Annotated in this window: 28 protein-coding genes and 1 tRNA gene; 13 read left to right on the top strand and 16 right to left on the bottom strand. The window is 64.7% G+C overall.

The window, feature by feature from the left end:
* Positions 1-11: 11 nt before the first annotated feature.
* The 4 genes from I6F21_RS25355 to I6F21_RS25340 all read right to left on the bottom strand — a co-directional run bounded on the left by I6F21_RS25355 (position 12) and on the right by I6F21_RS25340 (position 3,684).
* The gene (locus I6F21_RS25355) at positions 12-506 is read right to left on the bottom strand and encodes a hypothetical protein (protein WP_225183581.1); all 495 of its coding nucleotides are present in this window, start codon (positions 504-506) and stop codon (positions 12-14) included.
* A 163-nt stretch (positions 507-669) separates the two neighbouring features.
* A complete protein-coding gene (gene rlmN, locus I6F21_RS25350) occupies positions 670-1,872 on the bottom strand; it encodes a 23S rRNA (adenine(2503)-C(2))-methyltransferase RlmN (protein WP_036024187.1) in 1,203 nt (400 codons plus the stop codon).
* A gap of 187 nt (positions 1,873-2,059) precedes the next feature.
* Positions 2,060-2,728 (bottom strand): invasion associated locus B family protein, encoded by a 669-nt coding sequence (locus tag I6F21_RS25345; protein ID WP_036002810.1) that lies wholly within the window; start codon positions 2,726-2,728, stop codon positions 2,060-2,062.
* Between the two features lie 116 nt (positions 2,729-2,844).
* Positions 2,845-3,684 carry an SDR family oxidoreductase gene (locus tag I6F21_RS25340; RefSeq protein WP_225183580.1) on the bottom strand — a complete coding sequence of 280 codons (840 nt, stop codon included), beginning with the start codon at positions 3,682-3,684 and terminating at the stop codon, positions 2,845-2,847.
* A gap of 254 nt (positions 3,685-3,938) precedes the next feature.
* Here I6F21_RS25340 and I6F21_RS25335 point away from each other — a divergent pair, with 254 nt between their 5' ends.
* A complete protein-coding gene (locus I6F21_RS25335; RefSeq protein ID WP_225113194.1) occupies positions 3,939-4,913 on the top strand; it encodes an NADPH:quinone oxidoreductase family protein in 975 nt (324 codons plus the stop codon).
* 192 nt (positions 4,914-5,105) lie between these two features.
* Here the strand turns inward: I6F21_RS25335 and I6F21_RS25330 are convergent, their stop codons facing one another.
* A complete protein-coding gene (locus tag I6F21_RS25330) occupies positions 5,106-5,492 on the bottom strand; it encodes a YkvA family protein (RefSeq protein ID WP_225183579.1) in 387 nt (128 codons plus the stop codon).
* Between the two features lie 114 nt (positions 5,493-5,606).
* Entirely contained in the window at positions 5,607-5,897 is a 291-nt protein-coding gene (locus I6F21_RS25325) for a 4a-hydroxytetrahydrobiopterin dehydratase (RefSeq protein ID WP_036002826.1), read from the bottom strand.
* Positions 5,898-6,049: 152 nt separating this feature from the next.
* Between I6F21_RS25325 and I6F21_RS25320 the strand changes: the two genes are divergently transcribed.
* The 3 genes from I6F21_RS25320 (at position 6,050) to I6F21_RS25310 (ending at position 10,057) form a co-directional block, all read left to right on the top strand.
* Complete coding sequence (locus I6F21_RS25320; RefSeq protein ID WP_225183578.1) at positions 6,050-7,495, top strand: TAXI family TRAP transporter solute-binding subunit; 1,446 nt, start codon at positions 6,050-6,052, stop codon at positions 7,493-7,495.
* Between the two features lie 186 nt (positions 7,496-7,681).
* Positions 7,682-9,223: an alkaline phosphatase D family protein gene (locus I6F21_RS25315; RefSeq protein ID WP_225144204.1), complete on the top strand. Its 1,542-nt coding sequence runs from the start codon at positions 7,682-7,684 to the stop codon at positions 9,221-9,223.
* A 108-nt stretch (positions 9,224-9,331) separates the two neighbouring features.
* Positions 9,332-10,057: a hypothetical protein gene (locus I6F21_RS25310; protein WP_036024191.1), complete on the top strand. Its 726-nt coding sequence runs from the start codon at positions 9,332-9,334 to the stop codon at positions 10,055-10,057.
* Positions 10,058-10,060: 3 nt separating this feature from the next.
* Here I6F21_RS25310 and I6F21_RS25305 read toward each other — a convergent pair whose 3' ends face one another.
* Positions 10,061-10,441: a response regulator gene (locus I6F21_RS25305; protein WP_225183577.1), complete on the bottom strand. Its 381-nt coding sequence runs from the start codon at positions 10,439-10,441 to the stop codon at positions 10,061-10,063.
* A 177-nt stretch (positions 10,442-10,618) separates the two neighbouring features.
* Here I6F21_RS25305 and I6F21_RS25300 point away from each other — a divergent pair, with 177 nt between their 5' ends.
* The 6 genes from I6F21_RS25300 (at position 10,619) to I6F21_RS25275 (ending at position 17,310) form a co-directional block, all read left to right on the top strand.
* Positions 10,619-11,383, top strand: a complete 765-nt coding sequence (locus I6F21_RS25300; protein WP_036002835.1) for a helix-turn-helix domain-containing protein — start codon at positions 10,619-10,621, stop codon at positions 11,381-11,383.
* 75 nt (positions 11,384-11,458) lie between these two features.
* Entirely contained in the window at positions 11,459-12,175 is a 717-nt protein-coding gene (locus tag I6F21_RS25295; protein WP_225183576.1) for a prolipoprotein diacylglyceryl transferase family protein, read from the top strand.
* Entirely contained in the window at positions 12,172-13,617 is a 1,446-nt protein-coding gene (locus tag I6F21_RS25290; RefSeq protein ID WP_225183575.1) for a radical SAM protein, read from the top strand. The genes I6F21_RS25295 and I6F21_RS25290 overlap by 4 nt, the downstream gene beginning before the upstream one ends.
* Positions 13,614-13,898 (top strand): hypothetical protein, encoded by a 285-nt coding sequence (locus I6F21_RS25285; RefSeq protein ID WP_225183574.1) that lies wholly within the window; start codon positions 13,614-13,616, stop codon positions 13,896-13,898. The genes I6F21_RS25290 and I6F21_RS25285 overlap by 4 nt, the downstream gene beginning before the upstream one ends.
* A gap of 239 nt (positions 13,899-14,137) precedes the next feature.
* A complete protein-coding gene (gene typA, locus I6F21_RS25280) occupies positions 14,138-15,964 on the top strand; it encodes a translational GTPase TypA (protein WP_036002847.1) in 1,827 nt (608 codons plus the stop codon).
* 101 nt (positions 15,965-16,065) lie between these two features.
* Positions 16,066-17,310, top strand: a complete 1,245-nt coding sequence (locus I6F21_RS25275; protein ID WP_225183573.1) for an NAD(P)/FAD-dependent oxidoreductase — start codon at positions 16,066-16,068, stop codon at positions 17,308-17,310.
* 22 nt (positions 17,311-17,332) lie between these two features.
* On the opposite strand, the gene I6F21_RS25270 is transcribed toward I6F21_RS25275, so the two are convergent.
* Genes I6F21_RS25270 through I6F21_RS25255 form a run of 4 tightly spaced genes read right to left on the bottom strand, consistent with a single transcriptional unit; the run spans position 17,333 to position 20,492 of the window.
* Positions 17,333-17,740, bottom strand: a complete 408-nt coding sequence (locus I6F21_RS25270; protein ID WP_225183572.1) for a thiol-disulfide oxidoreductase DCC family protein — start codon at positions 17,738-17,740, stop codon at positions 17,333-17,335.
* Positions 17,741-17,800: 60 nt separating this feature from the next.
* Positions 17,801-19,120, bottom strand: coding sequence for an SDR family oxidoreductase (locus tag I6F21_RS25265; protein WP_225183571.1), 1,320 nt, complete (start codon positions 19,118-19,120; stop codon positions 17,801-17,803).
* Between the two features lie 8 nt (positions 19,121-19,128).
* Entirely contained in the window at positions 19,129-19,596 is a 468-nt protein-coding gene (locus I6F21_RS25260; protein WP_057025834.1) for a DUF2269 domain-containing protein, read from the bottom strand.
* A complete protein-coding gene (locus I6F21_RS25255; protein WP_225183570.1) occupies positions 19,593-20,492 on the bottom strand; it encodes an alpha/beta fold hydrolase in 900 nt (299 codons plus the stop codon). Before I6F21_RS25255 ends, I6F21_RS25260 begins: the two co-directional genes overlap by 4 nt.
* Before the next feature lie 272 nt (positions 20,493-20,764).
* On the opposite strand from I6F21_RS25255, the gene I6F21_RS25250 reads away from it, so the two are divergent.
* A complete protein-coding gene (locus I6F21_RS25250; RefSeq protein ID WP_024338772.1) occupies positions 20,765-21,274 on the top strand; it encodes a GNAT family N-acetyltransferase in 510 nt (169 codons plus the stop codon).
* 179 nt (positions 21,275-21,453) lie between these two features.
* Positions 21,454-21,990: an inorganic diphosphatase gene (ppa, locus tag I6F21_RS25245; protein WP_036002867.1), complete on the top strand. Its 537-nt coding sequence runs from the start codon at positions 21,454-21,456 to the stop codon at positions 21,988-21,990.
* A gap of 104 nt (positions 21,991-22,094) precedes the next feature.
* Here ppa and folD read toward each other — a convergent pair whose 3' ends face one another.
* The 3 genes from folD to I6F21_RS25230 are packed head-to-tail and all read right to left on the bottom strand — an operon-like array spanning position 22,095 to position 23,660.
* Entirely contained in the window at positions 22,095-22,979 is an 885-nt protein-coding gene (folD, locus tag I6F21_RS25240; RefSeq protein WP_225113187.1) for a bifunctional methylenetetrahydrofolate dehydrogenase/methenyltetrahydrofolate cyclohydrolase FolD, read from the bottom strand.
* A 10-nt stretch (positions 22,980-22,989) separates the two neighbouring features.
* Positions 22,990-23,331 (bottom strand): DUF167 domain-containing protein, encoded by a 342-nt coding sequence (locus tag I6F21_RS25235; RefSeq protein ID WP_225183569.1) that lies wholly within the window; start codon positions 23,329-23,331, stop codon positions 22,990-22,992.
* 38 nt (positions 23,332-23,369) lie between these two features.
* The gene (locus I6F21_RS25230; RefSeq protein WP_036002872.1) at positions 23,370-23,660 is read right to left on the bottom strand and encodes a YggT family protein; all 291 of its coding nucleotides are present in this window, start codon (positions 23,658-23,660) and stop codon (positions 23,370-23,372) included.
* A 204-nt stretch (positions 23,661-23,864) separates the two neighbouring features.
* Between I6F21_RS25230 and I6F21_RS25225 the strand changes: the two genes are divergently transcribed.
* A tRNA-Ala gene (locus I6F21_RS25225) sits at positions 23,865-23,940 on the top strand.
* Between the two features lie 113 nt (positions 23,941-24,053).
* Here I6F21_RS25225 and I6F21_RS25220 read toward each other — a convergent pair.
* Positions 24,054-24,866 carry an enoyl-CoA hydratase gene (locus I6F21_RS25220; protein WP_225183568.1) on the bottom strand — a complete coding sequence of 271 codons (813 nt, stop codon included), beginning with the start codon at positions 24,864-24,866 and terminating at the stop codon, positions 24,054-24,056.
* Positions 24,867-24,990: 124 nt separating this feature from the next.
* Positions 24,991-25,785, bottom strand: a complete 795-nt coding sequence (locus I6F21_RS25215) for a glutamine amidotransferase (RefSeq protein WP_036024207.1) — start codon at positions 25,783-25,785, stop codon at positions 24,991-24,993.
* Positions 25,786-25,882 lie beyond the last annotated feature (97 nt).

Here is a 25,882-nt window from a genome sequence, read left to right as displayed (position 1 = left end):
GGGTAGGAAACTCACCGCGGGCCCGGCCTTGAATTCGCCGGCAATGGCGGCGGTGGATTGCGCGGGGGCGGCGGGATGCGCCAGGCGCCGGCGTTGCGGCCGGCGATCAGCCAGTAGACGAAGCCGGCAACGATGCCCGCGCCGGTCATGATCTCCAGGTGACGCCGGACGATGCCCTCGAACTGCAACGTGTCGGAATGGAACGGGACGAGGCCGAGATAGCAGGCGAGCCCGACAAGGCCGCCGCCGACCGCATAGGCGATCGCACTGCGGATATAGAGCGCTTCGGTGATCGCGACGATCACCGCCGCCGGCACCAGCGCAAAGCCCGACACGAAGATGAAGCCGAAGCCGAGCAGGATGTCGATCGTGCCCTGGTCGACCGGACCGGCGCCGAGATCGGCGAACTCCGGAAACAGCAGCGCGACGACGACGATCATGCCGCCGACGAAGCATGCGGCGAGGAAGCCGATGAAGATGACGACGAGGCGGCCGATCAGGGACATGACGTCAAAATCACCTCGCCGTCATTGCGAGGAGCTCGCGACAAAATTGCGCAGCAATTTTGCGCTGATGCGACGAAGCAATCCAGACCGAGGCCGCGGAGATATTCTGGATTGCTTCGCTGCGCTCGCAATGACGAGGAGGCGGGAGCGTGGGCATCCCGACCTAATCCGTCATCGCCATGGCGCGCAGCGCCTGGCGCTCGCGCGCCGAGAGCTTTTCCGTCTCCGACTTGAGCTGGCCGCAGGCGGCGAGGATGTCGCGGCCGCGCGGGGTGCGCACCGGCGAGGAATAGCCGGCGTTGAAGATATATTCGGAGAACTTTTCGATCTGGTCCCAGTCCGAGCATTCATAGGCGGTGCCGGGCCAGGGATTGAACGGGATCAGGTTGATCTTGGCCGGAATGCCCTTGAGCATCTTTACCAGCAGCTTGGCATCGTCGAGCGAATCGTTGACGCCCTTGAGCATCACATATTCGAAGGTGATGCGGCGCGCGTTGGAGGCGCCGGGATAGTCGCGGCAGGCCTGCAACAGCTCCTTGATCGGATATTTGCGGTTGAGCGGCACCAGCTCGTTGCGCAGCTCGTCGCGCACCGCGTGCAGCGAGATCGCGAGCATGACGCCGATCTCCTCGCCGGCGCGCACGATGTTCGGCACCACGCCCGAGGTCGACAGCGTGATGCGGCGGCGGGAGATGCCGATGCCTTCGTTGTCGCCGACGATCAGAAGCGCATCGCGCACGGCGTCGAAATTGTAGAGCGGCTCGCCCATGCCCATCATCACGATGTTGGTGACGCGGCGCGTGCCGTCCTCGCGATCGGCCCAGTCATTCAATCGGTCGCGCGCGACCATCACCTGTCCGACGATCTCGCCGGCGGTGAGGTTGCGCACCAGGCGCTGGGTGCCGGTGTGGCAGAAGGCGCAATTGAGCGTGCAGCCGACCTGCGAGGAGACGCAGAGCGTGCCGCGGTCGGTCTCGGGGATGTAGACGCATTCGACTTCATGCGCCTTCTGAACATTATCGCCGCTCGGCAGGCGCAACAGCCATTTGCGGGTGCCGTCGTTGGAGATCTGCTCGGCCACGACTTCCGGCCGGTCGACGGTGAAATGCTGGGCGAGCTCGGCGCGGATGCCCTTGGAGATCGAGCTCATCTCGTCGAAGCTCTGGGCGCCGCGGAAATAGATCCAGTGCCACAGCTGCTGCACCCGCATCTTGCGCTGGGCCGGCGCGACACCGATCTCGCCGAGCCGATCGGCAAGCTCGGTGCGCGACAGGCCGATCAGCGACGGCTTGGCCGGCGGCACATAGGTTTCGAGCGGGGTCTTCTCCACCAGGAGGCCGTTGTGCGGCTCGGTCGTCGGTTGCATTGAATGGACCTAATGGCTTGGTCGTTCCGGGATGGTCCGAAGAGATCGCGAAGCGACCCTGAGGACCAGACCCGGAACCTCGGAGATTCCGGGTTCGTGCTGTGCGCGCCCCGGAATGACGAAGAAATCTGGAACGGCCCCTATATAACAACCGGAACCGCCGATTGCGACCTTATCGCCCGCAGTCTTAACGCCGGCAATCCTGCGCGATCTTGTCGAGCGCCTGGGCGAGGCCCTTCAGCGAGAAGGTGTCGGTCGTCTCGGTCCCCTTGGCCGAGACGCCTTTGACGACGAGATCGGCGGATTTGCGCATGGCTTCGACCATCCGCTCCTCCTCGGCCGCGTTCTTGATCCAGAGCCCGTCCCCCTGCGTGTACATGGCGAAGGAGGCGCCGCCGACCTCGGCGGTCGATTCCGAGCCCGGCTTCAGCGCATAGCCGATCATGACCGAGACTTCGTTGTTGACCTTCTCGGCCGGCCGGGTCGAGACGAAGGCATAGGCGGGGTCGCGCGGCCGGTTCGGCGGGTTGGTTTTCGACGATGACGGCTTGGCCAGCGCGAAACAGACCTTCTTGCCGTTCGGCGTCGCCGAATAGGCACCCCAGGTGCCGAACTGCCCGATCAGGGTCGGCTCCGCGCCCCCCGCAACGGCCGCAGCCGGGGCCGCCGGCTTGCTCTCGGGCTTCGGGGCCGCCTTCGCGTTGGTGTTGGCCGGCGGCGCCGCCGGCTTCGGTGCCGCCTCTTTTGGAGCTGGACTGGACTTGGGCGTCGGTTGCGCCGTCTGCGCCCGCGCAGACACGGCGATTCCCCCGGCCGCCACGCCAGTCATCAAAGCTAAAATCAGCACCCGCCACATGCCGCAGTGGTTCCCTCAATATTGTGACTGGAAGATGGCCCGAGCGCGCTTTGTCCCCGGGCAGGGATAGCCGGGAAAGTTCAATTTGGGAAGGCAGTTAGCGGTATCTTCGGCGGCTAGGCCCTGGATCGGGCGGCGCGTTGCGCGGCCCATTGCGCCTCGGTCCAGCCGAGCAAATCCTCGGTGCCGGAACTGCGCAGATGCGCGCCACCGTCGATCACCACCATCTCGCCATTGATGTAGGCGGCGTGATCCGAGACCAGGAAGCTGGCGAGATCGGCGAGCTCGCCGTGCTCGCCGGTGCGGCCGAGCGGATTGCGCGAGGTCCAGCCTTCGTCGCGGCCTTCGGGACGGAGCTGCCCGGTGGCCCCTGCGGTCGGAAACGGGCCCGGCGCGATCGCCACGGTCCGGATGCCCTTCGGGCCCCATTCCACCGCAAGACTCCTGGTCATCGCCAGCAGTGCGGATTTCGCCATCGCCGAGGGAACGGTGAAGGCGCGGCCGGTAATGGTGGAGGTCGAGAGGATCGACAGCACGACGCCGCGCTGGTTAGCCTCGATCCAGCGCCTGCCGGCGGCGAGCGTGCAATACATCGCGCCATGCAGTGTCGTCGCCAGGATCGCGTCCGCGGCGCGGAAGGAGAGATGCTCGCTCTGTGCGATGAAGGTGGCAGCGGCATTGTTGACGAGGATGTCGAGCGGCGCCTCGCGCCAGATCGCATCCATCATGCCGTCGACCGCCGCACCGTCGCGGATATCGCAGGCGATGGTGATGACCGTGCCGCCGATCTCGTCGCGCATCTCGCGCGCCGTCGCCTCGAGCCGCTCGAGCTTGCGGCCGCAGATCACGAGCTCGGCGCCGAGCGCGAGGAAGCGACGCCCCATCGCAGCGCCGAGACCCGAACCACCCCCGGTAATGAGGATGCGCTTGTTCTTCAGCAGGCTTGTTTCAAACATCGTTTGAATCCTTTCTCCGCGGATTTCGTCATTGCGAGCCACCGGGTCCGCGCGAAGCGCGGCCCGATGACGGGCTTCGCGAAGCAATTCAGACTATTCCGCAGGACGGACTCTGGATTGCTTCGCTGCGCTCGCAACGACGGAGGATAGGCCGTCGCTGACCCCAGACAAAGAATCCGGATTGTCGCCACTGCCTAAATCCGGCAGAAACGGCCAAACTATAATTCCACCCGAAACGCCCTCAAGGTGCCGCCATGAAAGCCATCCTCTGCTCGCAATATTGCCAGCCCGACGACCTCGTCCTGACTGAGGTGCCCGATCCGGTGGCGGGGCCCGGCGAAGCCGTGATCGCGATCAAGGCGGCGGCGCTGAATTTCTTCGACATCCTGATGATCCAAGGCAAGTACCAGATCAAGCCGCCGTTCCCGTTCTCGCCGGCCGCGGAAGTTGCGGGCGTGATCGAGAGCATCGGTCCCGGCGTCACTGATCTCAAGGTCGGCGATCGCGTGGTCGCCTCCTGCGGCCACAACGGCGCACGCGAGAAGATCGCGCTGCCGGCGGCATCGATCGTGAAGATCCCCGACAATCTCGACTACGACCGCGCGGCCGGCATCATCATCATCTACGGCACCGCGCTGCATGCGCTGGAAGATCGCGCCAGCCCCAAGCCGGGCGAGACGCTCGCTGTGCTGGGCGCGGCCGGCGGCACCGGCCTTGCGGCCTGCGAGCTCGGCAAGCTGATGGGCTTGAAGGTGATCGCCTGCGCCTCGTCGGACGAGAAGCTCGAATTCGCCAAGGCGCACGGCGCCGAGCTGACGCTGAACTACGCCAAGGAAGATCTGAAGGAAGGCCTGCGCAAGCTCACCGGCGGCAAGGGCGTCGACATCATCTTCGATCCCGTTGGTGGTGCTTACGCCGAACAGGCGCTGCGCTCGATCGCATGGGAAGGCCGCTTCCTCGTCATCGGCTTTGCCGCCGGCGACATTCCCAAGATGCCGCTGAACCTCGCGCTCCTGAAGGGCTGCGACATCCGCGGCGTGTTCTGGGGCGCCTGGACCCGGCTCAACCCGGCCAAGAACCGCGCCAATCTGGAGAAGCTGGTGAAGTGGACCGCGGAAGGCAAGATCTCATCGCATGTCGACCGCACCTTCCCGCTGGCGCAGACGGCCGATGCGTTGAAGGTGTTGGCGGGACGTCAGGCCATGGGCAAGGTGATCTTGCATCCGTGAGGATGCGAGACGGAAACGCGTTTGTCGCGACCTGCACACCACACACTCACTGTCATCGCCCGCCTAGTGCGCAATTGCGCACAGGGGCGGGCGAACCAGTACTCCGTGACGTCAGCGATTGAACCGGGAGGCCGCGGCGTACTGGATTCCCCGCCTTCGCGGGGAATGACAGCGGAAGGCGTGGCGAAACTGTTACGCTGCCTCGACGTCCGCCTCATCTACGCCGCGCCTCAGCACGGCGCGGGCGGCCTCGCGATGCTCGTTCGTGATGTGGCCGGCAACCATGCGGATGGCGGTGGCGAGCATGGCGGCGTCATCGGCGAAGCCGAGCATGGGCATCACGTCCGCGACGAAATCGAACGGCAGGACGAAATAGGCGATTGCACCGAGCAGCGAAGCCTGGACGTGACGCGGCGTCTGCCGGTCGAACGCGCAGTAATAGGCGGCAAGTAGATCCTCCGCGAACGGCAGATGCGCAGCGACCCGCTTCAGCTTGCGCCAGAAGCGGCGGCGCACGCTCTCGCGATCTTCCGCAAGCCGATCGGCCGGCTCGAAGCCAACGCTGTGCTCGGCAGCCATGCTCAAATGCTCCCCGTTCTGCGGGAGGCGGAGGACCGCCCGATCCCGGCTGATCACAAGATGGGGATGCAGCCGGTCCCTGCAAGACGTCTGCTTCAAGACGTCTGCTTGGTGTCAGCCTGCGATGGCGTTCATCGCCTTGGCGAGCGCCATGTCGCGCGCGGTGACGCCGCCGGCGTCATGGGTCGACAGCACCACCTCCACCGTCTTGTAGACGTTGCGCCATTCGGGGTGGTGATCCATCTTCTCGGCGACCAGCGCGGCGCGGGTCATGAAGCCGAACGCCTCGTTGAAATCCTTGAAGACAAAGGTTTTCCCGATGGCGTCGCGGCCTTGGACGTCAGTCCAGCCGGATAGTCCGCCCAGCGCCTGCCTGCGCGCCTCCGCCGAGAGCCGTTCTGCCATGGTCGTCTCCGTCCTCTAGGGGGAACTTTACTCTAACACCGCCCCGGCGCCCCGGTTCATACGGGATTTCCTGCATCCGCTAACCATGACGGAGATGTAACCCCGCCGGACAAGAAATTTGCTACAATTGCGGGCGTAAATCGCCGGCCAAGATGAAACCGAGCCTGAAGCGCCTCTTTGGGAGACCGATGACCGGGGGATTGGACCTGGCCGAAACGCCCCCTCCGCCTTCGCCGCGATCCGCGGCGCGGAAGACGGCGCTCGTGTCTCTGGCGTTCCTGCTTGCGATCGTCGGCGTGGTCGCCGGCGGCTATTACTTCGCGATGCGTCCCGTGACGCTCAGAATCGCGGTCGGCCCCGCCAACAGCGACGACGTCAAGGTCGTGCAGGCGCTGACGCAAGGCTTCGCGCAGCACAAGAGCTATGTGCGGCTGCGCCCGATCCAGACCGACGGCGCGACCGCCAGTGCCAATGCGCTCGCGGAAGGCAAGGTCGATCTCGCCATCGTGCGCGGCGATCTCGACGTGCCGAAGAACGCGCAGGCTGTCGCGACCCTGCGCAAGAACGTCGTGGTGCTGTGGTCCGTGCCCGCCAAAGGAAAGAAGAAGGGCGCGAAGATCACCAAGATCGCGCAGCTCGCCGGCCATCGCGTCGGGGTCGTCGGCCGCACCCAGGCCAACGTCAATCTGCTCAAGGTGATCCTGCACCAATACGGCGTCGACCCGGCCAAGGTCGAGATCGTGCAATTTCCCGTCAATGAAGTTGCCGAGGCGATCAAGGCGCAGAAGGCCGACGTCTACCTCGCGGCAGGCCCGGTCAACAGCAAGATCACGGCGGACGCGATCTCGGCATCGGTCAGGGAGGGCGGCACGCCAACCTTCCTCGCCATCGATTCCGCCGATGCGATCGCGCAAAATCATCCAGTCTATGAAGCGGGCGAGATCCCCGCCGGCACCTACGGCGGCTCGCCCGACCGGCCCGAGGACGAGGTCAAGACCATCAGCTTCGCGCACCACATCGTAGCGCGCAAAGGCGTGTCCGAGGCCGACATCGCAGCGTTCACGCGCCAGCTCTTCGCCGTGCGCCAGCAACTGGTGACGGAATTCCCGCTGGCGGCGAAGATCGAGACGCCCGACACCGACAAGGATGCAGTGATCCCGGTGCATCCGGGTGCGGCCGCTTTCGTCGACGGCGAGGAGAAGACCTTCCTCGACAAGTACAGCGATTACATCTGGTGGAGCCTGATGGCGCTCTCGGCCATGGGCTCGGTCGGCGCCTGGTTCGCCGGTTATCTGAAGAAGGACGAGCGCGACAACAACAATCACCAGCGCGAACGCCTGCTCGACATGATCGCCGCGGCACGCAAGTGCGAGACGACCGAAGAGCTGGACCAGATGCAGACCGAGGCCGACGAGATCCTGCGCGACACGCTGCGCTGCTTCGATCACGGCGCCATCGAGGAAGCCGCGCTCACCGCCTTCAACATCGCACTCGACCAATTCCACGCCGCCGTCGCCGACCGCAAGGCTGTGCTGTTCAGCCTGCCGCCGAACCTGCAACGTGCCGGCGCGCAGTTCCGGGCCGCCGGCAACGCGTGAGCGCCCGCGCGCGTTATTGCTGCGTCACATTGTCTCAATATAGCTCCCAACGTCATTCCGGGGCGATGCGAAGCATCGAACCCGGAATCCATTGCGCAGCATTCGCGGGGAGACATGGATTCCGGGTTCGCGCTACGCGCGCCCCGGAATGACGGACTCCCCCGCAAGCCCCGGGGTCGGAGCCTCATGACCATCACATTCTCCCGCCGCCGCTTCCTCGCCAGCAGCGCCGGTGCGCTCGGCACGCTGGCGATGCCGTATCTTTCGCGCGCGGCCGACCGGCCGGCAGTCACCCACGGCGTGCAAGCGGGCGACATCACCGTCGACGGCGGCGTGGTGTGGGCGCGAACCGACCGGCCCGCGCAGATGCTGGTCGAGGTCGCCACGAGCGAGTCCTTTAGGGACGCCCGGGCATTGCCGCCGATTGCGGCGCTGCCCGAGAGCGACTTCACCGCCAAGATGCTGGTCGAAAATCTACCCGCCGGCCAGGACATCTTCTACCGCGTCCGCTTCCGCGATCTCTCCCACAGCGCGATCGAGGGCGAGGCGGTGACCGGCCGCTTCCGCACCGCGCCGGCCGACCGCCGCGACGTCAGCTTCGTCTGGGGCGGCGACGTCGCAGGGCAGGGCTGGGGCATCAATTCCGACGACGGCGGCATGGTCACCTTCTCGACCATGCGCAAGCACCGGCCGGATTTCTTCCTGCACTCGGGCGACACGATCTATGCCGACGGTCCGATCCAACCCGAGGTGAAGCTCGCCGACGGCAAGATCTGGAAGAATCTGACCATCCCGGAGAAGGCCAAGGTCGCCGAGACGCTGGACGAGTTTCGCGCCGCGTACAAATACAATCTCACCGACGACAATCTCCGCGCCTTCAATGCCGAGGTGCCGGTCTTCGTGCAGTGGGACGACCACGAGGTCACCAACAACTGGTCGCTGTCGAAAGACTTGCCGGCCGCCTACAAGGTGCGCGACATCTCACTGCTCGCAGCCCGCGCGGGCCGGGCCTTCCACGAGATGTACCCGATGCGGGAGAGCATCACTGAACCCGGCCGCGTCTATCGCCAGATCTCCTACGGCCCGCATCTCGACGTATTCGTGCTCGACGAGCGCAGCTATCGCGCACCGAACGGTGCCAATCTCGAAACCGCCTATGGCCCCGCCAGCTATTTCCTCGGCCCGGACCAGATCACCTGGCTCAAGCGCGGCCTGCTGAATTCACGCGCGACATGGAAGGTGATCGCATCGGACATGCCGATCGGCCTGATCGTCTCCGACACGCCGAAGGGCGGCTCGGAAGCCGTTGCACAGGGCGACGGCCCGGTGCGTGGCCGTGAGTTCGAGATCGCCGACATCCTGCGCTTCATCAAGGTGGCGCCGATTAGCAACACGGTGTGGCTGACCGCGGACGTGCACTACGCCGCCGCGCATTATTACGATCCGAACAAGGCGCAATTCCAGGAGTTCGAGCCGTTCTGGGAGTTCGTCTCGGGCCCGCTGCACGCGGGCACGTTCGGCCCGAACGCGCTCGACAATACCTTTGGTCCCGAGGTGCGCTTCGTCAAGGCGCCGGGCAAGGACAGCCAGAACCTGCCGCCGTCCGCGGGCATGCAGTTCTTTGGTCACGTCAAGATCGACGGCGCGTCCGGCCGGATGACGGTGACCCTGCGCGATCGCGCCGACGTCGCGCTGTGGTCGACCACGCTCGATCCGAAGCTTGCGTGACGGCCATTCGAAGCCGGATGAACCATCCGGCCGGCCCGGACGACAATTGCGAGCGCCCGCGCATTTTCGAGGGCGTGATGCCATCCGAGCCGTTTTCGAGTTGATGCCGTGCCGTTCAGCCGCCGAACGATCGTTATTGCGCTGCTGCTGAGCGCAGCATCCCCCACATGCGCGCAGACCCAAGAGAAGGCTCAGGACAAAGCGACGCTGGTGCGCGAGGCCCTCGCTTCGCCTTACGGCAAGGCGCTGACCGCCGAGCTCGGCAAGTCACTGCGCGCAAGCGCCGACCCGGCATGTCTGACGGACAAGGGGTTGGCTGCCGACCAGCTCGAACCGCGCGGCCGCGATATCGTCATCAGATGGGGCACGCATATGCTGGATGGCGCATCGGCGTTCATCGACCGGCAGACCTCCGACAATCCATTTGCCGGCGCAGCCGAATTGGAAAGCCTGAAGAGCAATCCGGATGTGAAGCGCTATCTCGCGATGGAAGAGCCGATACGTCAGGCGAAGATCCTGGATTTGATCTTCGAGCATTTCGACCGCTATAACGTGATCGCCCGCGTGAAACTTGGAGGGGTCTATCCATTGCAGACAGGCAACGAAGCTCTGCTCCGTCTCAATCCGACCGATGCAACGGAAGAGCGGTTGGAGACATTCGCCAGGAAGAGTCGCTCGAAGGCGCTGAAACGTTTCCTGCAATTGTCCGATCAAGAGGCGATTGCGCAGAGTGCGGCGATCAAGAAAGCCTCATCGCCGCCGCCGCTTCCGCACACCTTCTTCAAGGGCGTCGAGACCGACCTCGCCGAGCTCTGCATTCGCTCCGGCAAGTAGCGATCAGGTGTCCCGTGCCTGCAGCGCCGCCTCCAGCGCCTCGCTCGAGCACGGCTTCTGCAGCCGGGGCCGGCCCGCCAATCCGGGCGGGATGCGCACCTCGGCGCCGTAGCCGGTGACGAACACGAACGGAACCTTTAGCGCGATCAGCCGCTCGGCGATCGCAAAGCTCGTCTCGCGGATCAGCTCGACATCGAGCAGCGCGAAATCGGGTGTCCGTTTGGCGATGGCGTTCAACGCCTGCGTCACCGAACCCGCGGTCCGCACGGCGGCCACACCAAATCCGAGCAGGCGATCCTCGAAATCGATCGCGATGATCGGATCGTCCTCGACGATCAGAACATCGGCCGGCCAGCCTGTGCCATTGGGGTGTGCAGGTACCATGATCGCATCTTGGTTTGGGGTTTTTGGATCAGACTGCCGCGACACGATGCCTGCGCGCAGCGCATCGGGGGGTTCCCGGAACGAAACTCACCACATCATCGTTCTCTGGTCTGTCCACTTGTGCACACAGGAAACGGATGGAACTCGCTAAGGTGGGAGGAAGGGTGGGAGTTCAGAATGGATGCGCGTATCGGCAAGATCACCGAGGTCGAGAGCCGGCCGGCCAACAATCTGCTGCGGCGTTTGAGTCAGGTCGACTACGGCCTCGTGGCGCCGCACGTGACCGTCGAGGACTCTGCAGCCGGGCACTTGCTCTACAATCCCGGCGATGACGTGCAAGTGGTCCACTTCCCCTGCGGCCCGTCGCTCGCGACTTTCCTCGTCCCCAACGAGGATGGCCGCGACGTCGAAACCATTCTGGTCGGCCGCGAAGGCGCGGTGGGCGGCATCGTCAGCGAGGGGTTTCTGCCGGCCTATACCCGGATCTGCGTCAAATTCGGCGGACCGTTTGCGCGCATTCACGTTGCCAAGCTGGAAGCGGCCAAGCTGCGCTCGGCGTCGCTGCGCAACGTCTTTGCCCGCTATGCCGATTGCATGCTGGCCCAGATCTTCCAGTCGACCGCCTGCAACGCGATCCATTCGATCGAGCAGCGCACCGCCAAATGGATCCTGGCGGCGATGGAGCGGACCGGCGACGAGACCAGTGTGCCGCTGACCCACGAACAGCTCGCGACTTTGCTCGGCGTTGGCCGCTCCTATGCCAGCCGCGTGCTTCAGTCGTTCAAGGCCGAAGGCGTGCTCGACACGCGGCGCGGCTCGATCCTCGTCCGCAACCGCGACGGCCTGAGGCTGCGCGCCTGCCTGTGCAACGATGCGGTGAAGATGCATTTCGAGGAGGTGCTGCGCGGGGTCTATCCGACCGAGGAGCGGGAGGCGGGGTAGCTTCTTCCTTCTCTCTTGTGGCGCTATAATGCGCGGCGCGCCGCTCTAACCGCGGTCGTGCTATACTGGCCCCGCATGAGCGGGGCTTTCCTTCACACTCTCTTCGACATCCTGGCCTGGCTGGCGGCGGCTACCGCCGTCTTTTGGCTGTCGCGACGGGGCTTGCAGTTTCCCTCGCAATCCTTCGCGCTGCCCTATATCGCCACGCTGGTGTTTGGCGCAGGCCTTGGCGCCTATCTGTTCGGCTCCGCCAATCTGTGGCTGTCCGGGCAAAGCGGCATTGCGCGCTCGGTCGAGGGCGGGCTGGCCGGCGGCATCGTGGGAATCGAGCTCTACAAATGGTCCGCAGGCGTCACGGTGCGAACCGGCGCGCGCTTCGCGCTGCCGCTGGCGCTCGGCATCGCGATCGGCCGGATCGGCTGTTACTTCGCAGGGCTCGACGATTTCACCTATGGCACGCCGACGGCGCTGCCCTTCGGCCATGATTTCGGCGACGGCGTTCGCCGCCATCCCGTGCAGCTCTACGAGAGCGCGGCCATGGCCCTGTTCGCGCTCGCCTATGTGGTGGCGGTCTTGAACCGGAACGCGTTCACGATCACCAATGGTTTCTACCTGGTGCTCGCCTATTACGGAATGCAGCGCTTCCTATGGGAATTCCTCAAGCCCTATGGCACGCTGGTCGGGCCCCTGACCCTGTTTCACCTACTGTCGCTGTCCGTCCTGCTCTACGCCGCATTCATGCTCGCGACGGCACCCCAAGCGAGACGCTTACAAAACGAGTCACTTGCATGAACGCGCCGTTGCGTAAGTCGCGACCCTACATCTTCTGGGGCCAGACCCAATCTCTTTGCGAGACCTGCCTGAAGCTGGTTCCGACCAAGATCCAGATTCTCGGCAACGAGGTCTGGTACGAAAAGCGTTGCAGGGAGCACGGCGTGCAATCGACGTTGGTGTCGACCGATGCCGCCTATTGGCGGCTGTGCAAGGATTTCATCAAGCCGGGCGACCGGCCGCTGCAATTCCAGGAACGAACCCAATTCGGCTGCCCCTATGATTGCGGTCTCTGTCCCGACCACGAGCAGCATTCCTGCCTGGCGCTGATCGAGATCACCGAGCATTGCAACCTCACCTGCCCGGTCTGCTTTGCGGAGTCCTCGCCGGCACGAACCAAATTCACGCCGCTCGCGACGGTGGAGAAGATGCTCGACGCGCTGGTCGCGAGCGAGGGCGAGCCCGATCTCGTGCAGATTTCCGGTGGCGAGCCAACGCTGCATCCCGACTTCTTCGCGATCCTGGACGCGGTGCGCGCCCGGCCGATCCGCCACGTCATGATCAACACCAACGGCCTGCGCATCGCCCGCGAAAAGGATTTCGTGGCGCGGCTCGCCAAAAACAGGCGCGGGCTGGAGATCTATCTCCAGTTCGATTCGCTGCATCGCGATGCGCTGATCAACCTGCGCGGCGCGGATTTACGAAAGATCCGCCAGCAGGCGCTGGAAAATCTCGAGCATTGCGGCATCTCGACCACGTTGGTCGCGACCATCAAGCGCGGCGTCAACGACTCCGAGATCGGCGACATCGTGCGCCACGCGCTGACCTGGACGTGCGTGCGCGGGGTGACATTGCAGCCGGTCCAGGATGCCGGCCGCAACGAGAGCTTCGACAAGAATACCGACCGCATCATGCTGTCGGAGATCCGCAAGCGCGTGATCGAAACCGGCGTGTTCGGCGACAAGGACATGATCCCGCTGCCCTGCAACCCCGAGAGCATCTCGATCGGCTATGGCCTGCGCAACGGCGAGAAGGTGCTGCCGCTGACCTCGTTGATTCCGCAAGAGCAGCTGGTTGCGGTGATGCCAAACACGATCAGCCCGGAAAAGTATCCGATGCTGCGGGAAAAGTTCATCGACCTGTTCTCGCTCTCGTCAGGGCCCCTCAACACGTCCGAGCGCGTCTGCGAATTGTTGTGCTGCCTGCCGAGCTTTCAGGTGCCGGACGGCCTCACCTACGAAAACGTCTTCCGCGTCACCATCGTGCAGTTTCTCGACCGCTTCAATTTCTGCGTCGGCAACGTCAAGCGCAGCTGCATCCATTTCGTGACCGAGCAGGGGGCGATCATCCCGTTCGACACCTACAATCTGTTCTATCGGAATGGCGCCATCTCCCGGATTCGCGCCGGGCTCGAGGGGCAGACCTATCACGAGGCGAGGCAAACCGAGGAGGCACCACGATGAGCGACACGCCACCGCCGGTTCTACCACCCGCACCAACGCCCGCCCCAGCTCGCAGCGGCTGCCTCACCGCCCTGATGGCGATCGCCGGGATCTTCATGCTGCTGCCGGGTGTCTGCGCGCTGCTGTTCGGCGGAGTGTCGATGTTCGAGGACGGCAAGATAGCTGGCGACATCGCGCCGTTCGTCCTTCTGGGACTGGTCGTGGGCATCGGCGGGGTCGCCATGATCTGGGCGGCCATCAAGGGGCGCAGGGTCCCCGCTCACCCCCCGACCCAGCCCTAAGCCCCGGGGATTCCCGGACAAAATTCAGTCAACCAACGGTCAAAGAACACATTGTTTTTTGGCCGTTTTTGCATATATTGCGCCGCAACGCGCAGGGCGCCCGGTCTGATATGGCCGGGCTTCCTTTTTGGGCGGAAAGCGCCCCGTTTCCAGTCTTCCAGCGTTGTTTCGAGAAGAGGTCCCGGTCCGACCGGCGAGATCGCGCTTAACCCATTGTTCGACCGCAAAGAAGCTCACTCATGAATCTTCGTAACGTCGCCATCATCGCCCACGTCGACCACGGCAAGACGACCCTGGTCGACAAACTCCTGCAGCAGTCCGGCACGTTCCGCGAGAACCAGAAGGTGACCGATCGCGCCATGGACTCCAACGATCTGGAGCGCGAGCGCGGCATCACCATCCTGGCCAAGGCGGCCTCGGTGCAGTGGAAGGACACCCGCGTCAACATCGTCGACACCCCCGGCCACGCCGATTTCGGCGGCGAGGTCGAGCGCATCCTGAACATGGTGGACGGCGCCCTGGTGCTGGTCGACGCCGCCGAAGGCCCGCTGCCGCAGACCAAGTTCGTGGTCTCCAAGGCGCTCAAGGTCGGCCTCAAGCCGATCGTCGTCATCAACAAGGTCGACCGCCCCGACGCGCGCCCGACCGAAGTCATCAACGAGGTGTTTGACCTGTTCGCGGCGCTCGATGCCAGCGAGGAGCAGCTCGATTTCCCGATCCTCTACGGGTCGGCCAAGCAGGGCTGGATGGCGGACAGCCCCGAAGGCCCGCAGGACAAGGGCATGGAGCCGCTGTTCGACCTGATCCTGCGCCACGTCGCCCCGCCGAAGGTCGAGGAAGGTCCGTTCCGCATGATCGGCACCATCCTCGAAGCCAACCCCTATCTCGGCCGCATCATCACCGGCCGCATCTCTTCCGGCACGCTGAAGCCGAACCAGCAGGTCAAGGTGCTGAACGCCGACGGCAAGCTGGTCGAGTCCGGGCGCATCACCAAGATCCTGGCGTTCCGCGGCCTCGAGCGCACGCCACTCGACGAAGCCGAAGCCGGCGACATTGTCGCCATTGCGGGCCTCACCAAGGGCACCGTCGCCGACACCTTCTGCGATCCGACCGTCGAGGTGCCGCTGCCGGCGCAGCCGATCGATCCGCCGACCGTGTCGATGTCGTTCATCGTCAACAATTCCCCGCTCGCCGGCACCGAAGGCGACAAGGTGACGAGCCGCATGATCCGCGACCGTCTCCTGCGCGAAGCCGAGGGCAACGTCGCGCTGCGCGTCGTCGAATCCGCCGACAAGGACGCGATGGAAGTGTCGGGCCGCGGCGAACTCCAGCTCGCGATCCTGATCGAGACCATGCGCCGCGAGGGCTTCGAGCTCTCGGTGTCGCGTCCGCGCGTCGTCTACCAGAAGGACGAAGCGACCGGCGCAACCATGGAGCCGATCGAGGAGGTCGTGATCGACGTCGACGAGGAGCATTCCGGCGTCGTCGTGCAGAAGATGAGCGAGCGCAAGTCCGAGCTGATCGAGATGAAGCCGTCCGGCGGCAACCGCCAGCGCCTGGTGTTCTACGCGCCGACCCGCGGCCTGATCGGCTACCAGGGCGAATTGCTCACGGACACCCGCGGCACCGCGATCATGAACCGCCTGTTTCACGGCTATGCCCCGTACAAGGGCGAGATCCAGGGCCGCCGCAACGGCGTCTTGATCTCCAACGACCAGGGCGAAGCGGTGGCTTACGCCATGTTCAAGCTGGAAGACCGCGGCCCGATGATGATCGAGCCGGGCTGGAAGGTCTATCGCGGCATGATCGTCGGCGAGCACACCCGCGACAACGATCTCGAGATCAACGTGCTCAAGGGCAAGCAGCTCACCAACATCCGCACCACCTCGAAGGACGAGGCGGTGCGCCTGACCCCGCCGATCCGCATGACGCTGGAAAAGGCGCTCGCCTATATCGAGGACGACGAGCTGGTCGAGGTCACCCCGAAGTCGATCCGCCTGCGCAAGAAGCACCTCGACCCGAACGAGCGCAAGCGCGCGGAAAAGGCCAAGGAAGCGGTGGCGTAAGCGGGCGAATGGGGATTGGCGAGTGGCGAATAGGGCCGTTTGGCCACAGGCCCTAGTTCCGATACTCTATTCGCCATTCGCCACTCACTATTCGCTTTTTCATGTCCCTCCCTTCCTCCGTCGACGTCGCGATCATCGGCGCCGGTGCCGCCGGCCTCGGCGCAGCCCATGCGCTGCAAGGCTCCGGCCTTTCCGTCATCGTGCTGGAGGCGCGTGACCGGCTCGGCGGCCGGGCTTGGACCGTGCAGGCCTCACCCGAGGTGACGTTCGACGTCGGCTGCGGCTGGCTGCATTCGGCCGACAAGAACTCTTTCGTGCCAATCGCGCGACAGCTCGGTTTCGAGCTCAACAAGGACCTGCCGCCCTGGCGCGAGCGGGCCTACGGCAATGCCTTTCCGGAAAGCGAGCGCGACGATTTCATGCGCGCAATGGACGCGTTCTATGAGCGTCTGTGGGAAGCGGCGCAAACAGGTAAGGACGAGGCCGCGAGCTCGCATTTGGAGCCCGGTAATCGCTGGAATCCGATGATCGACGCGATCTCGACCTATATCAACGGCTGCGAGCTGAAGGATATGTCGACGCTGGACTGGGAAGCCTATGAGGACACCAACTTCAATTGGCGCGTCCGCCGCGGCTATGGCGCGCTGATTGCGGCCTATGGTGCGCCCTGCCCGGTGGCGCTGAATTGCAATGTCGCGCTGATCGATCATTCGGACAAACGCGTCCACATCGAGACGTCGCGGGGCGCGCTGACCGCGGACAAGGCGATCGTCACCGTGCCGACCAATCTCATTGCGGAGGAAGCCATCCGCTTCTCGCCGCCGCTCCCCGCAAAGGTGAACGCAGCGGCGGGCCTGCCGCTCGGCGTCGACGATAAGGTGACGCTGGCCCTCGATGACGCCGAGACCTTTCCGACAGAAGGCAATCTACGCGGCGCCACCATGCGCACGGAGATGGGCACCTATCACATCCGCCCGTTCGGCCAGCCCTGCATCGAGGGCTTTTTCGGCGGCAGCTTTGCCCGCGCGCTGGAAGATGCCGGCGACGGTGCCATCGCCGCCCAAGCCATCAGCGAGATCGCGGGTTTTCTCGGCAACGATATCCGCCGCAAGCTGAAGCCGCTGTATGAATCGCGTTGGGCCCGCGATCCCTTTGCGCGGGGGTCGTATTCGCATGCGCTGCCCGGCCATGCCGGCGACCGTGCCGTGCTGGCTGCGCCGGTGGATGCACGTCTGTTCTTCGCGGGCGAGGCGACGTCGCCGACCTTCTTCACGACCGCGCATGGTGCACGGGACAGCGGCGAGCGGGCGGCGAAGGAAGTGCTGGCGGCTCTGGGCAAGCCTTAGCTGCAAGCTCCGTCATTGCGGGCTACTCGATCACTCGCGCTCGCAAATCCGCATCTGGCACGAAGCAGGCGTCATACTTTCCGAAGATGCGATAGCGGTTGCGCGCGACGAGGCTGTAGACCGCATCCCGCAGCGGCTTCGGCAACACCAATAATGCGCGCACCCAGCGCCAGCCTGGGAGTTGCGACAGCACCGTCAGCACAGCATCCGACTTCATGAACACCTCGCCGCCGTGGACAACCGCGTTGGTGTCGGGATCATCGGGGTCGATGCCGAACGTGCGCGCGAGCCGGGCGCCATAATCAGACTGGATCGGCGTGAACCGAAACTGCCTCGCCGTGTCGCGCTTGGCGACGAAGCGGACCCAGCGTGAGCAGAAGATGCAGACGCCGTCGAACAGAATGACTTCGTCCTCAGGCCATTTGGGCATCAGACTCTCTTTTTGACGCGTTTTCTTCACGCGAACCGGAATCCACTTCGCTCGAAAACGCTATCGGTTATCCAGCATCAGGAGCGCGACGACCATCAAGACGATCGCCGGCCCGGTCTTCACCAGCGCGCCAAGCGGCTCGATCCAGAGGTCGGGCGTCAGGATCGCCGCGCCCAGCATATAGCCGAGCGAAGCGAAAATACCGGCGACCAAGCCGATCGCAGCCGTTCGGCGGAAGGCGATCAAGACACCGATGCTCATGTCCATCAGGCTGGTGCCGATGGTGATGGGATCAACCAGCGCGGGCGGAAAGTTGTGCGCGGTCAAAATGCCGGCGGCGGCACCGTAGGACACGAACAAGGCGATGAAACCGGAGACGACCCAGAACGCGACCAGGCTTGCGAAAATCAGCGCCTTGACCAGGAACAGGCGCGCGAACCATTTGTCCTGGATGCTGGCAGGATGGCGTCCGATCGCCTCAGCCAGATGCTTCGGCGCGATACCCGTCGCGGCGCTCCACGCTGACGGATCGCCAGTCACGCCGCGACGCAGCTCGGCAATGGCGGTCGAGCGCATCGGCGGCGTCCAGCCGAGATAGCAGGCGACATCGCCGAGTTTCACGCCGAGATCGAGCAGGAAGCGGGGCATCGCGATGCGCGGCCAGCCGTCCGTGCCGAACGCATGGCGAAACGGCTTGATGACGCCGGCCATGGTGATCGGTTCGGCCTGCATTAGGTCCCAGCTCACCGCCCTCAACGAGGCATCGTCGATGTCGCGCGCGGCGAGCCAGGCGATGGTCGCCGTAATATCCTCGATCGCCACGGGCTGAAATGGCGTTGCCATGTCCTTGGCCGGCAAATCGATCGGAAAGGCTGCAAGCGCGCGGAGCATGGCGCTACCGCCATAGGCTGACGGTGCGACCACGAAGCCGGGCCGCAGGATGGCATGAGGAATGCCGCTAGCCCCGATCAGGCGCTCGGCCTCGCGTTTGGTCGTAGCGAAGGCGGTGCGGTCCGCCTCCGCGGAGCCGGGGATCGAGATGTGCACCAGCCGGATTGCGCGGCCGCTGCCGCCGATCGCCCGAAGCAGTCGCGCGACGAAATCGCGATGCACCGCGCTCGTGTTGCTGCCGGGGCCATCCTGGAGCACGCCGAGACAGTTCACGACGACGTCTACCCCGTGCTCGCTGAGGAGACGCGTCAGCGCGGCCGTGTCGAGGATGAGGATCGGCAGCTCGATGTCCAGCGCGCTCATCCTCTGCGCCGGCGACAGGCTCCGCGCCACGCCGACGACGCGAAAGCCCCGCGTGCGCAGATCGTCGGTGACGAAGCGGCCGATCAGGCCGGAGGCGCCGAGCACCAAAACGGTTCGCTCACTCATCGCTTCTCTCAAAACGGTTTCGCGATCATCAGCCACAGGATGGCCATCGTCGCGCCGAAGCCGGGGAAGCCGAACGCGAACCAGCGGCGGAATAGCACGAAATAGCGCTGTGGGAGCGCACTGCGCTGCGCAGCAGCCTTGCGCGCGAGGTCCCGCATCTCGATCTGCATGAACACGACCGGCACCCAGAACAAGCCGGCAATCGCGTAGAGCGCGAGTGAGGCCAGCAGCCAGCGCTCCGTGATCGAGGTCGCCGACAGCATCATCAGCACGCCGCCGCTGACCGGCTGGAGGATCACGGCCGACAGCGTGAAGATCGCATCCGCGATGACCACGACCGAAGCGGTGCGGGCGATGAACTCCGGGTCCTGCGTGCGATGCGCCATCAGCATGAAGAAGGCGATGCCGGTCCCGGTGCCGAGAATGACGATGGCGCCGAGGACGTGAACAAATTTGAACAGGAAATACAGCGTCATGGCTTCTTGGTCGCCACAGGCTTGGGCGGGTTCAGCGCCCGCGCGAGCTCGCCGCTGGCGGCTTTGACGCCGGCTTCGGTTTCGATCATCCAATGGCCTTCGCTGTCGACGGCCGGCAGCGGGCGAAACTCAGCCTTGCCGCCCGTGCCGCGAAACGCATCGACGAGTTTCTGCGAGAATGCCGGCGCGAAATAGCTGTCATTGGGCGCAACGAGCCAGGTGACGGGAATGCGCGCGGTCTTGCCGAATTCCGCTGCGGCGGCGAGCAGGGTGTGCGGCGCGCAGATTCGGTTCGGCTCATCATTGGCATGGCCGCCGCGTCCCGGTGCAAACACGGTGATGGCGGAGATCACCTTCGGATCGGCACCGGCGAGCGCCAGCGCACCCCACCCGCCGGCGGAATGGCCGATCACGATCGCGCCATCCTTGCGGATGAAATCCTGCTTTTGCAGCTGGACCAGCGCCAGTTTGATTGCGTCGGCCGTTGCGCGGCCCGAGCGCGTGTAGTCGGGCTCGCCGCAGCCGCCCTGATCCTCGAGGTAGCGGCCGCCGGTGGCACCATGGCCTGGCCGCTCCGGCACCAGCACGGCAAAGCCGCGCGCGACGAGATAGCCGGCGAGCGGGCGGTATTCCGGCTGCGGCATTTGCACCCGACGTAGCGTGTTCTGCGTCGAGGCGTGTGCGATCACCGCGAGCCGGAACGGACCTGGGCCCGAGGGGCGAAACAGCAGGGCATGCGCAGCAAGATCGGTATCCGGCGTTGGCACGCGCCATTCCTGCCGACGAAACGGTTCGCCCTCCTCTCCCGATGGACCGAACCTGACCTCTGCGCACAGAGGCGGCGCGGTCAGCAAGGCCAGCAGAGGCAGGAGCGCGATGGTATTGAGGAGCCGCATGAATTGCCGAGGGCGAACAAGAACAGCGACAGGCACACTAGTAGGAACGAATCACAATGAGCGGACTTTCTGCGGTGCCCATTGCCGTTCCTTCGTTGCCGCAAGCAACAGGAGTTTTGCACCGACGGCACGCACGCAGGTGCCCTCGGAGTTGCCGTCCTGTCTTTTTTCGGCACAACTCGGTTGAAATACTGATGCAGAAAGTCCACAGGTTAACCGATAATTAACGATAGGTCTTGCCGCCGGCGCGGCGACTTGGTTTGATCGCGTCCATGAGCACAACCCTGATCGAGGTCCGGCCGGCCAAAGCCGCAGATGCAACTGCGGTGGCGTCGACCCATGACGAAGCCTGGCGTTCGGCCTATCAGGGCATCATTCCCGGCGCCGAGCTGGAGAAGCTGATCAACCGCCGCGGTCCGCAGTGGTGGGACAGCGCGATCCGCAAGGGCAGCCGTGTCAGCGTGCTGGTGTTCGGTGACAAGATCGCCGGCTATGCCAATTACGGCCGCAACCGGGCCCGCAGCCTGCATTTCGACGGCGAGATCTACGAGCTTTATCTGCGGCCCGAGTTTCAGGGCCTCGGCTTCGGCCGCCGCCTGTTTGCCGCCGCCCGCCGCGACCTGATGCAGAGCGGGCTGAAGAGCATGGTGGTGTGGGCGCTCTCGGACAACGATCCCGCTACCGAGTTCTACCGCGCCCTGGGTGGTCGCATGGTGGCGCGCTCGTCGGAGCGTTTCGGACCGAAGGCGCTCGACAAGGTTGCCTTCGCTTGGACCAATTGAGCTGCTGAAACCCTAGCCGGGCAGCGTTCCCATCCGTCGATACCGCAGGCCGCTTGCGCCGGTGATCGCCGGATTCATTATTTCACAAAAACGCGATGGATCAGCGGGCCAAGCCCGCGTATGACAGCGCCAAAATCGCTGCCGGGCGCGATTTATCCTCGGCAACAACGGAGCCTTGAATGCGTATCGATGCGGTCTCGATCGGAAAGAACGTCCCCCACGACGTCAATGTCATCATCGAGGTCCCCGTGGGCGGCGAACCGATCAAGTACGAGATGGACAAGGAGGCCGGCACGCTGGTGGTCGACCGCTTCCTCTACACGCCGATGCGTTACCCCGGCAATTACGGCTTCATCCCGCATACGCTGTCGGATGACGGTGACCCCTGCGACGTGCTGATTATCAACACCCGCGCCATCATCCCCGGCGCCGTCATGAGCGTGCGCCCGGTCGGGGTGCTGTTCATGGAGGACGAAGCCGGCGGCGACGAGAAGATCCTGGCGGTGCCGTCGTCCAAGCTGACGCAGCGCTACGACAAGGTGAAGTCGTATTCCGATTTGCCTGACATCACGCTGCAGCAGATCCAGCACTTCTTCGAGCACTACAAGGATCTCGAAAAGGGCAAGTGGGTGAAGATCCTGCGCTGGGGCGGCCCCGAGGAAGCGCACCAGCTGATCCAAGAAGGCATCGAGCGCGAGAAGAAGAAGAAGGGCTGATCCGCACGGTCATTCCGGGGCGCGTCAGAGCGAACCCGGAATCCAGAGGTCGGGGCGCGAGATTCCGGGTTTGGCTCTGCGAGCCGCCTCGGAATGACGCTCAACTACACCGCCGGCTTCGGCAGGCCGGCGATCGCGCAGGCCGCGCGGAGCGTGTTCACCAACAGGCACGCCACCGTCATCTGGCCGACACCGCCCGGCACCGGCGTGATCGCGCCGGCAACGGCAAGCGCTTCCTGATAGGCGACATCGCCGACGAGGCGCGTCTTGCCGTCCTCCTTCGGGATGCGATTGATGCCCACATCGATCACGGTCGCACCCGGCTTCAGCCAGTCGCCGCGCACCATTTCTGGTTTGCCCACTGCTGCATAGACGAGGTCCGCTTTCTTCACGAGGCCAGGCAGGTCGCGCGAGCGCGAATGCGCGATCGTCACCGTGGCGTTCTCGTTCAGCAGCAATTGCACGAGCGGGCGGCCGACCAGGTTGGAGCGGCCGATGACGATGGCGTTCATGCCTTCGAGCGAGGCGTGCACGCTTTTGGTCAGGATGATGCAGCCGAGCGGCGTGCAGGGCGACAGCGCCTCGAAGCCGCCGGCGAGCCGGCCGGCATTGTTCGGATGCAGCCCGTCGACATCCTTGGCGGGGTCGATGGCGTTGATGACGGCCTCGGTGTTCAGCCCCTTCGGCAACGGCAATTGCACGAGAATGCCGTGCACGGCGGGATCGCGATTGAGCTTTGCGACCAGCGCCAGCAGATCTGCCTGGGAGACGTCGGCCGGCAGCTTGTGCTCGAACGAGGCCATGCCCGCGGCCTGGGTCTGGGTGTGTTTTGAACGGACATAGACTTCGCTGGCGGGGTCGTTGCCGACCAGGACCACTGCAAGGCCCGGCACCAGATTGTGCTCGCGCTTGACGCGGGCGACCTCCTCGGCGACGCGGCCACGGAGTTCCGCCGCAATGACTTTTCCATCGATGATATCAGCGGTCATGTCCGTTCTCTCAATCTGTCGGTTTGGCCGATGTGAGCTGGCGCAGGGTTTCGCCGAGACGCGCCGGATCGCCGTCGACCGCGATCTGCTTCAGCCGCGACGTGGCTCCGGATAGCAGCTTTACATTGCTCTTGGGCACGCCGAGCGATTTCGCCAGCAGCGCCAGCACGGCCTTGTTGGCCTCGCCGCCATCGGCAATGGCGCGCACCCGCACCTTGAGCACGCTGCGGCCATCCGAAAGCTGCTCGATCCCGTCGATGTCGTCGCGGCCGCCGCGCGGCGTCACCCGCAGCGCGATGCTGATTCCTGCGGCCGAGTAGCGCCAAGGGTCCTTAGGGCAAGCTCCTGACAACAAGGCTCCTTGTTGGCAACCAAGGCGCTCCCGCCCGCTTAGACCACGTTCGGGTAGATGTAGTACAGGATCACCCGCTCGATGAACATGATGATCAGGATCAGGATGATCGGCGAGATGTCGAGACCGCCGAGGCTGGGCAGGAAATTGCGAATCGGCGCCAGCAGAGGCTCGGTGATCCGGTAGAGGAACTCCGCCACCGCCGACACGAACTGGTTACGCGTGTTCACCACGTTGAAGGCGATCAGCCAGGACAGGATCGCGGAGGCGATCAGCAGCCAGACGTAGAGGTCGAGCACGATGATGACGATGTCGAGAACGGCACGCATGGCTTATGAGGCCTCTGGCTTTTGGAAACTCTGGCTCGGTCGGGATTGACGCCCCGTTTGCTAGATATCGGTTCCGTCAGGCCCAAACAAGGGAAGTCGGCACCCTGAGAGCTAAAACCGGGTTACGCCCGTCCTTGACTTGACCTTGGCGGGGACTTAAATGGCGCCCGGTTGTCGGCCGCGTTCACCAGAGCGGCCAGCAAAGGGGCCATAGCTCAGCTGGGAGAGCGCGTCGTTCGCAATGACGAGGTCGGCGGTTCGATCCCGCCTGGCTCCACCACGCTTCGCCCTTCGGGCTACGCGTGGCGCAGCCGCGCGGAGCCCGAAGAGTGAAGCGTGGTGTCCGGCGAAGCCCGCAGGGCGAAGACGGACTGTCTCCTCACACTCCTCCCCCTACCTCCCCGTAAACCTCGGCGGCCGCTTCTCCATGAAGCTCGCCACGCCCTCCCTGAAATCACTCCCGTTCAGCGCCACCATCATCTCCCGGTTGGCCTCGATCGTCGCCTCGGCCAGCGTCTGGAACGGCACCTCGTAGAGCTGGCGCTTGATCACGGCCATCGCGCTCGGCGAGACGAAATCGGCGAGATCGCGCGCGTAAGTATACGTCTCTTCACGCAGCTTCTCCGGCGGACAGAGCCGGTTGACCAGCCCGATCCGCAGTGCCTCCTCGCTCGACACGCGCCGCGCCGAGAGCAGCAGATCCAGCGCATTGGCGTGGCCGACGATGCGCGGCAGCATCCAGCTGATGCCGTGCTCGGCGATCAGGCCGCGCCGCGCGAAGGCGGTGGTGAACACGGTGTTGTCGGCGGCAAAGCGAAGGTCGCAATAGAGTGCATGCACCAGTCCAATGCCTGCCGTCGCGCCGTTCAGCATGGCGATCACAGGCTTCTTGATGGAAGGATAATAGCCGTACCGCGTCTGCCAGTCCGGCCGGCGATTCATGTCGAACGGCGGCAGGTTCGAGGCGCGCCTGACGTCGTTGGGATCGAGGCCCTTCAGCGCATCCATGTCGGCGCCGGCGCAGAAGGCGCGGCCCGCGCCGGTGAGGACGATGACGCGGACATTGTCGTCGGCGCTCGATGCCTCCATCGCGTTGCGCACGTCGCGCTCCATGACCGGCGTCCATGCATTCATGCGATCGGGGCGGCTGAGCGTGATGGTCGCGATCTTGTCGCTCACCTCATAGAGAATGTGTTCGTAGGCCATGACGCTCTCCCTTGTTTGCCGGCACGCGTTCGCACGCGCTCGTTAGAAGCGAGCCTAGCATACCCCGGGATGGGAGAAGGACTTGCGCCAAGGACCTGCGCCAAGGACTTGCGCGAAGCCGCGATCACTCGGCGGCTTGCGCCAGCATCGGCCGGCGCTCCAACCAGCCGTCGAGGAAATGATCGAGCCAGGCGCGTTCGGCGACATCGTAGACGGCGCGATCCGCGAAATGATGATGCCGCTGCCGTGCACCGGGCGCGCTGAAGCCGTCGTAACCGCGCGTGGTCCAGCGGCACATCATCGCATAGGTCACATCGGGGTGGAACTGCACGCCGAAAGCATTGCCCGTGCGGAACGCCTGCACCGGGAAATCATCGCCTTCGGCGAGCAAGTCGGCGCCTTCAGGCAGCTCAAAGCCCTCGCGATGCCAGTGATAGACCTGCGCCGGCCAGTGCGGGCAGAGCGCGCGGCCCGCGGCGGTCGGCCTGATCGGGTAGTACCCGATCTGCGTCAGCGCCTGCGCATGCGGCGCGACACGGGCCCCGAGCTGCATCGCCAGCATCTGCGCCCCCAGGCAGATGCCGAGCAACGGGCGCTGCTCGCGGAGCGGAATTTCGATCCAGTCGATCTCACGGCGAATGTAGTCGTCGGAATCATTGGCGCTCATCGGCCCGCCGAAGATCACGGCCCCGGCATGCTGATCGAGCGTCTCGGGCAGGGGATCGCCGAAGCGAGGACGGCGGATGTCGAGGCGGTGGCCGAGCGCGCGCAACGCATTGCCGACGCGGCCGGGTGTCGAGCATTCCTGATGCAGGACGATCAGAACCGGCAGCCGGGTTTCAGCGGCGGCGACGCTCGCCGCCCTCTGTGGGAAGGCGACCACCTCTGCGCCACCAAACCTGTCCGTCCGGAACGACATGGCCTCTGCGAGTGCTATCGGTTCAGACCGCCAGCATAGCTAAGCGATGGTTAACATCGTGTGAGTTTGCGCACACACGCGCACGTCTGGAAGCAAG

Origin of the sequence: Bradyrhizobium sp. NBAIM03, assembly GCF_020194055.1 — a bacterium.
Lineage (GTDB): Bacteria > Pseudomonadota > Alphaproteobacteria > Rhizobiales > Xanthobacteraceae > Bradyrhizobium > Bradyrhizobium yuanmingense.
Note: the sequence above shows the minus strand (reverse complement) of the source record. Positions and strands in the feature narration are given on the sequence as shown.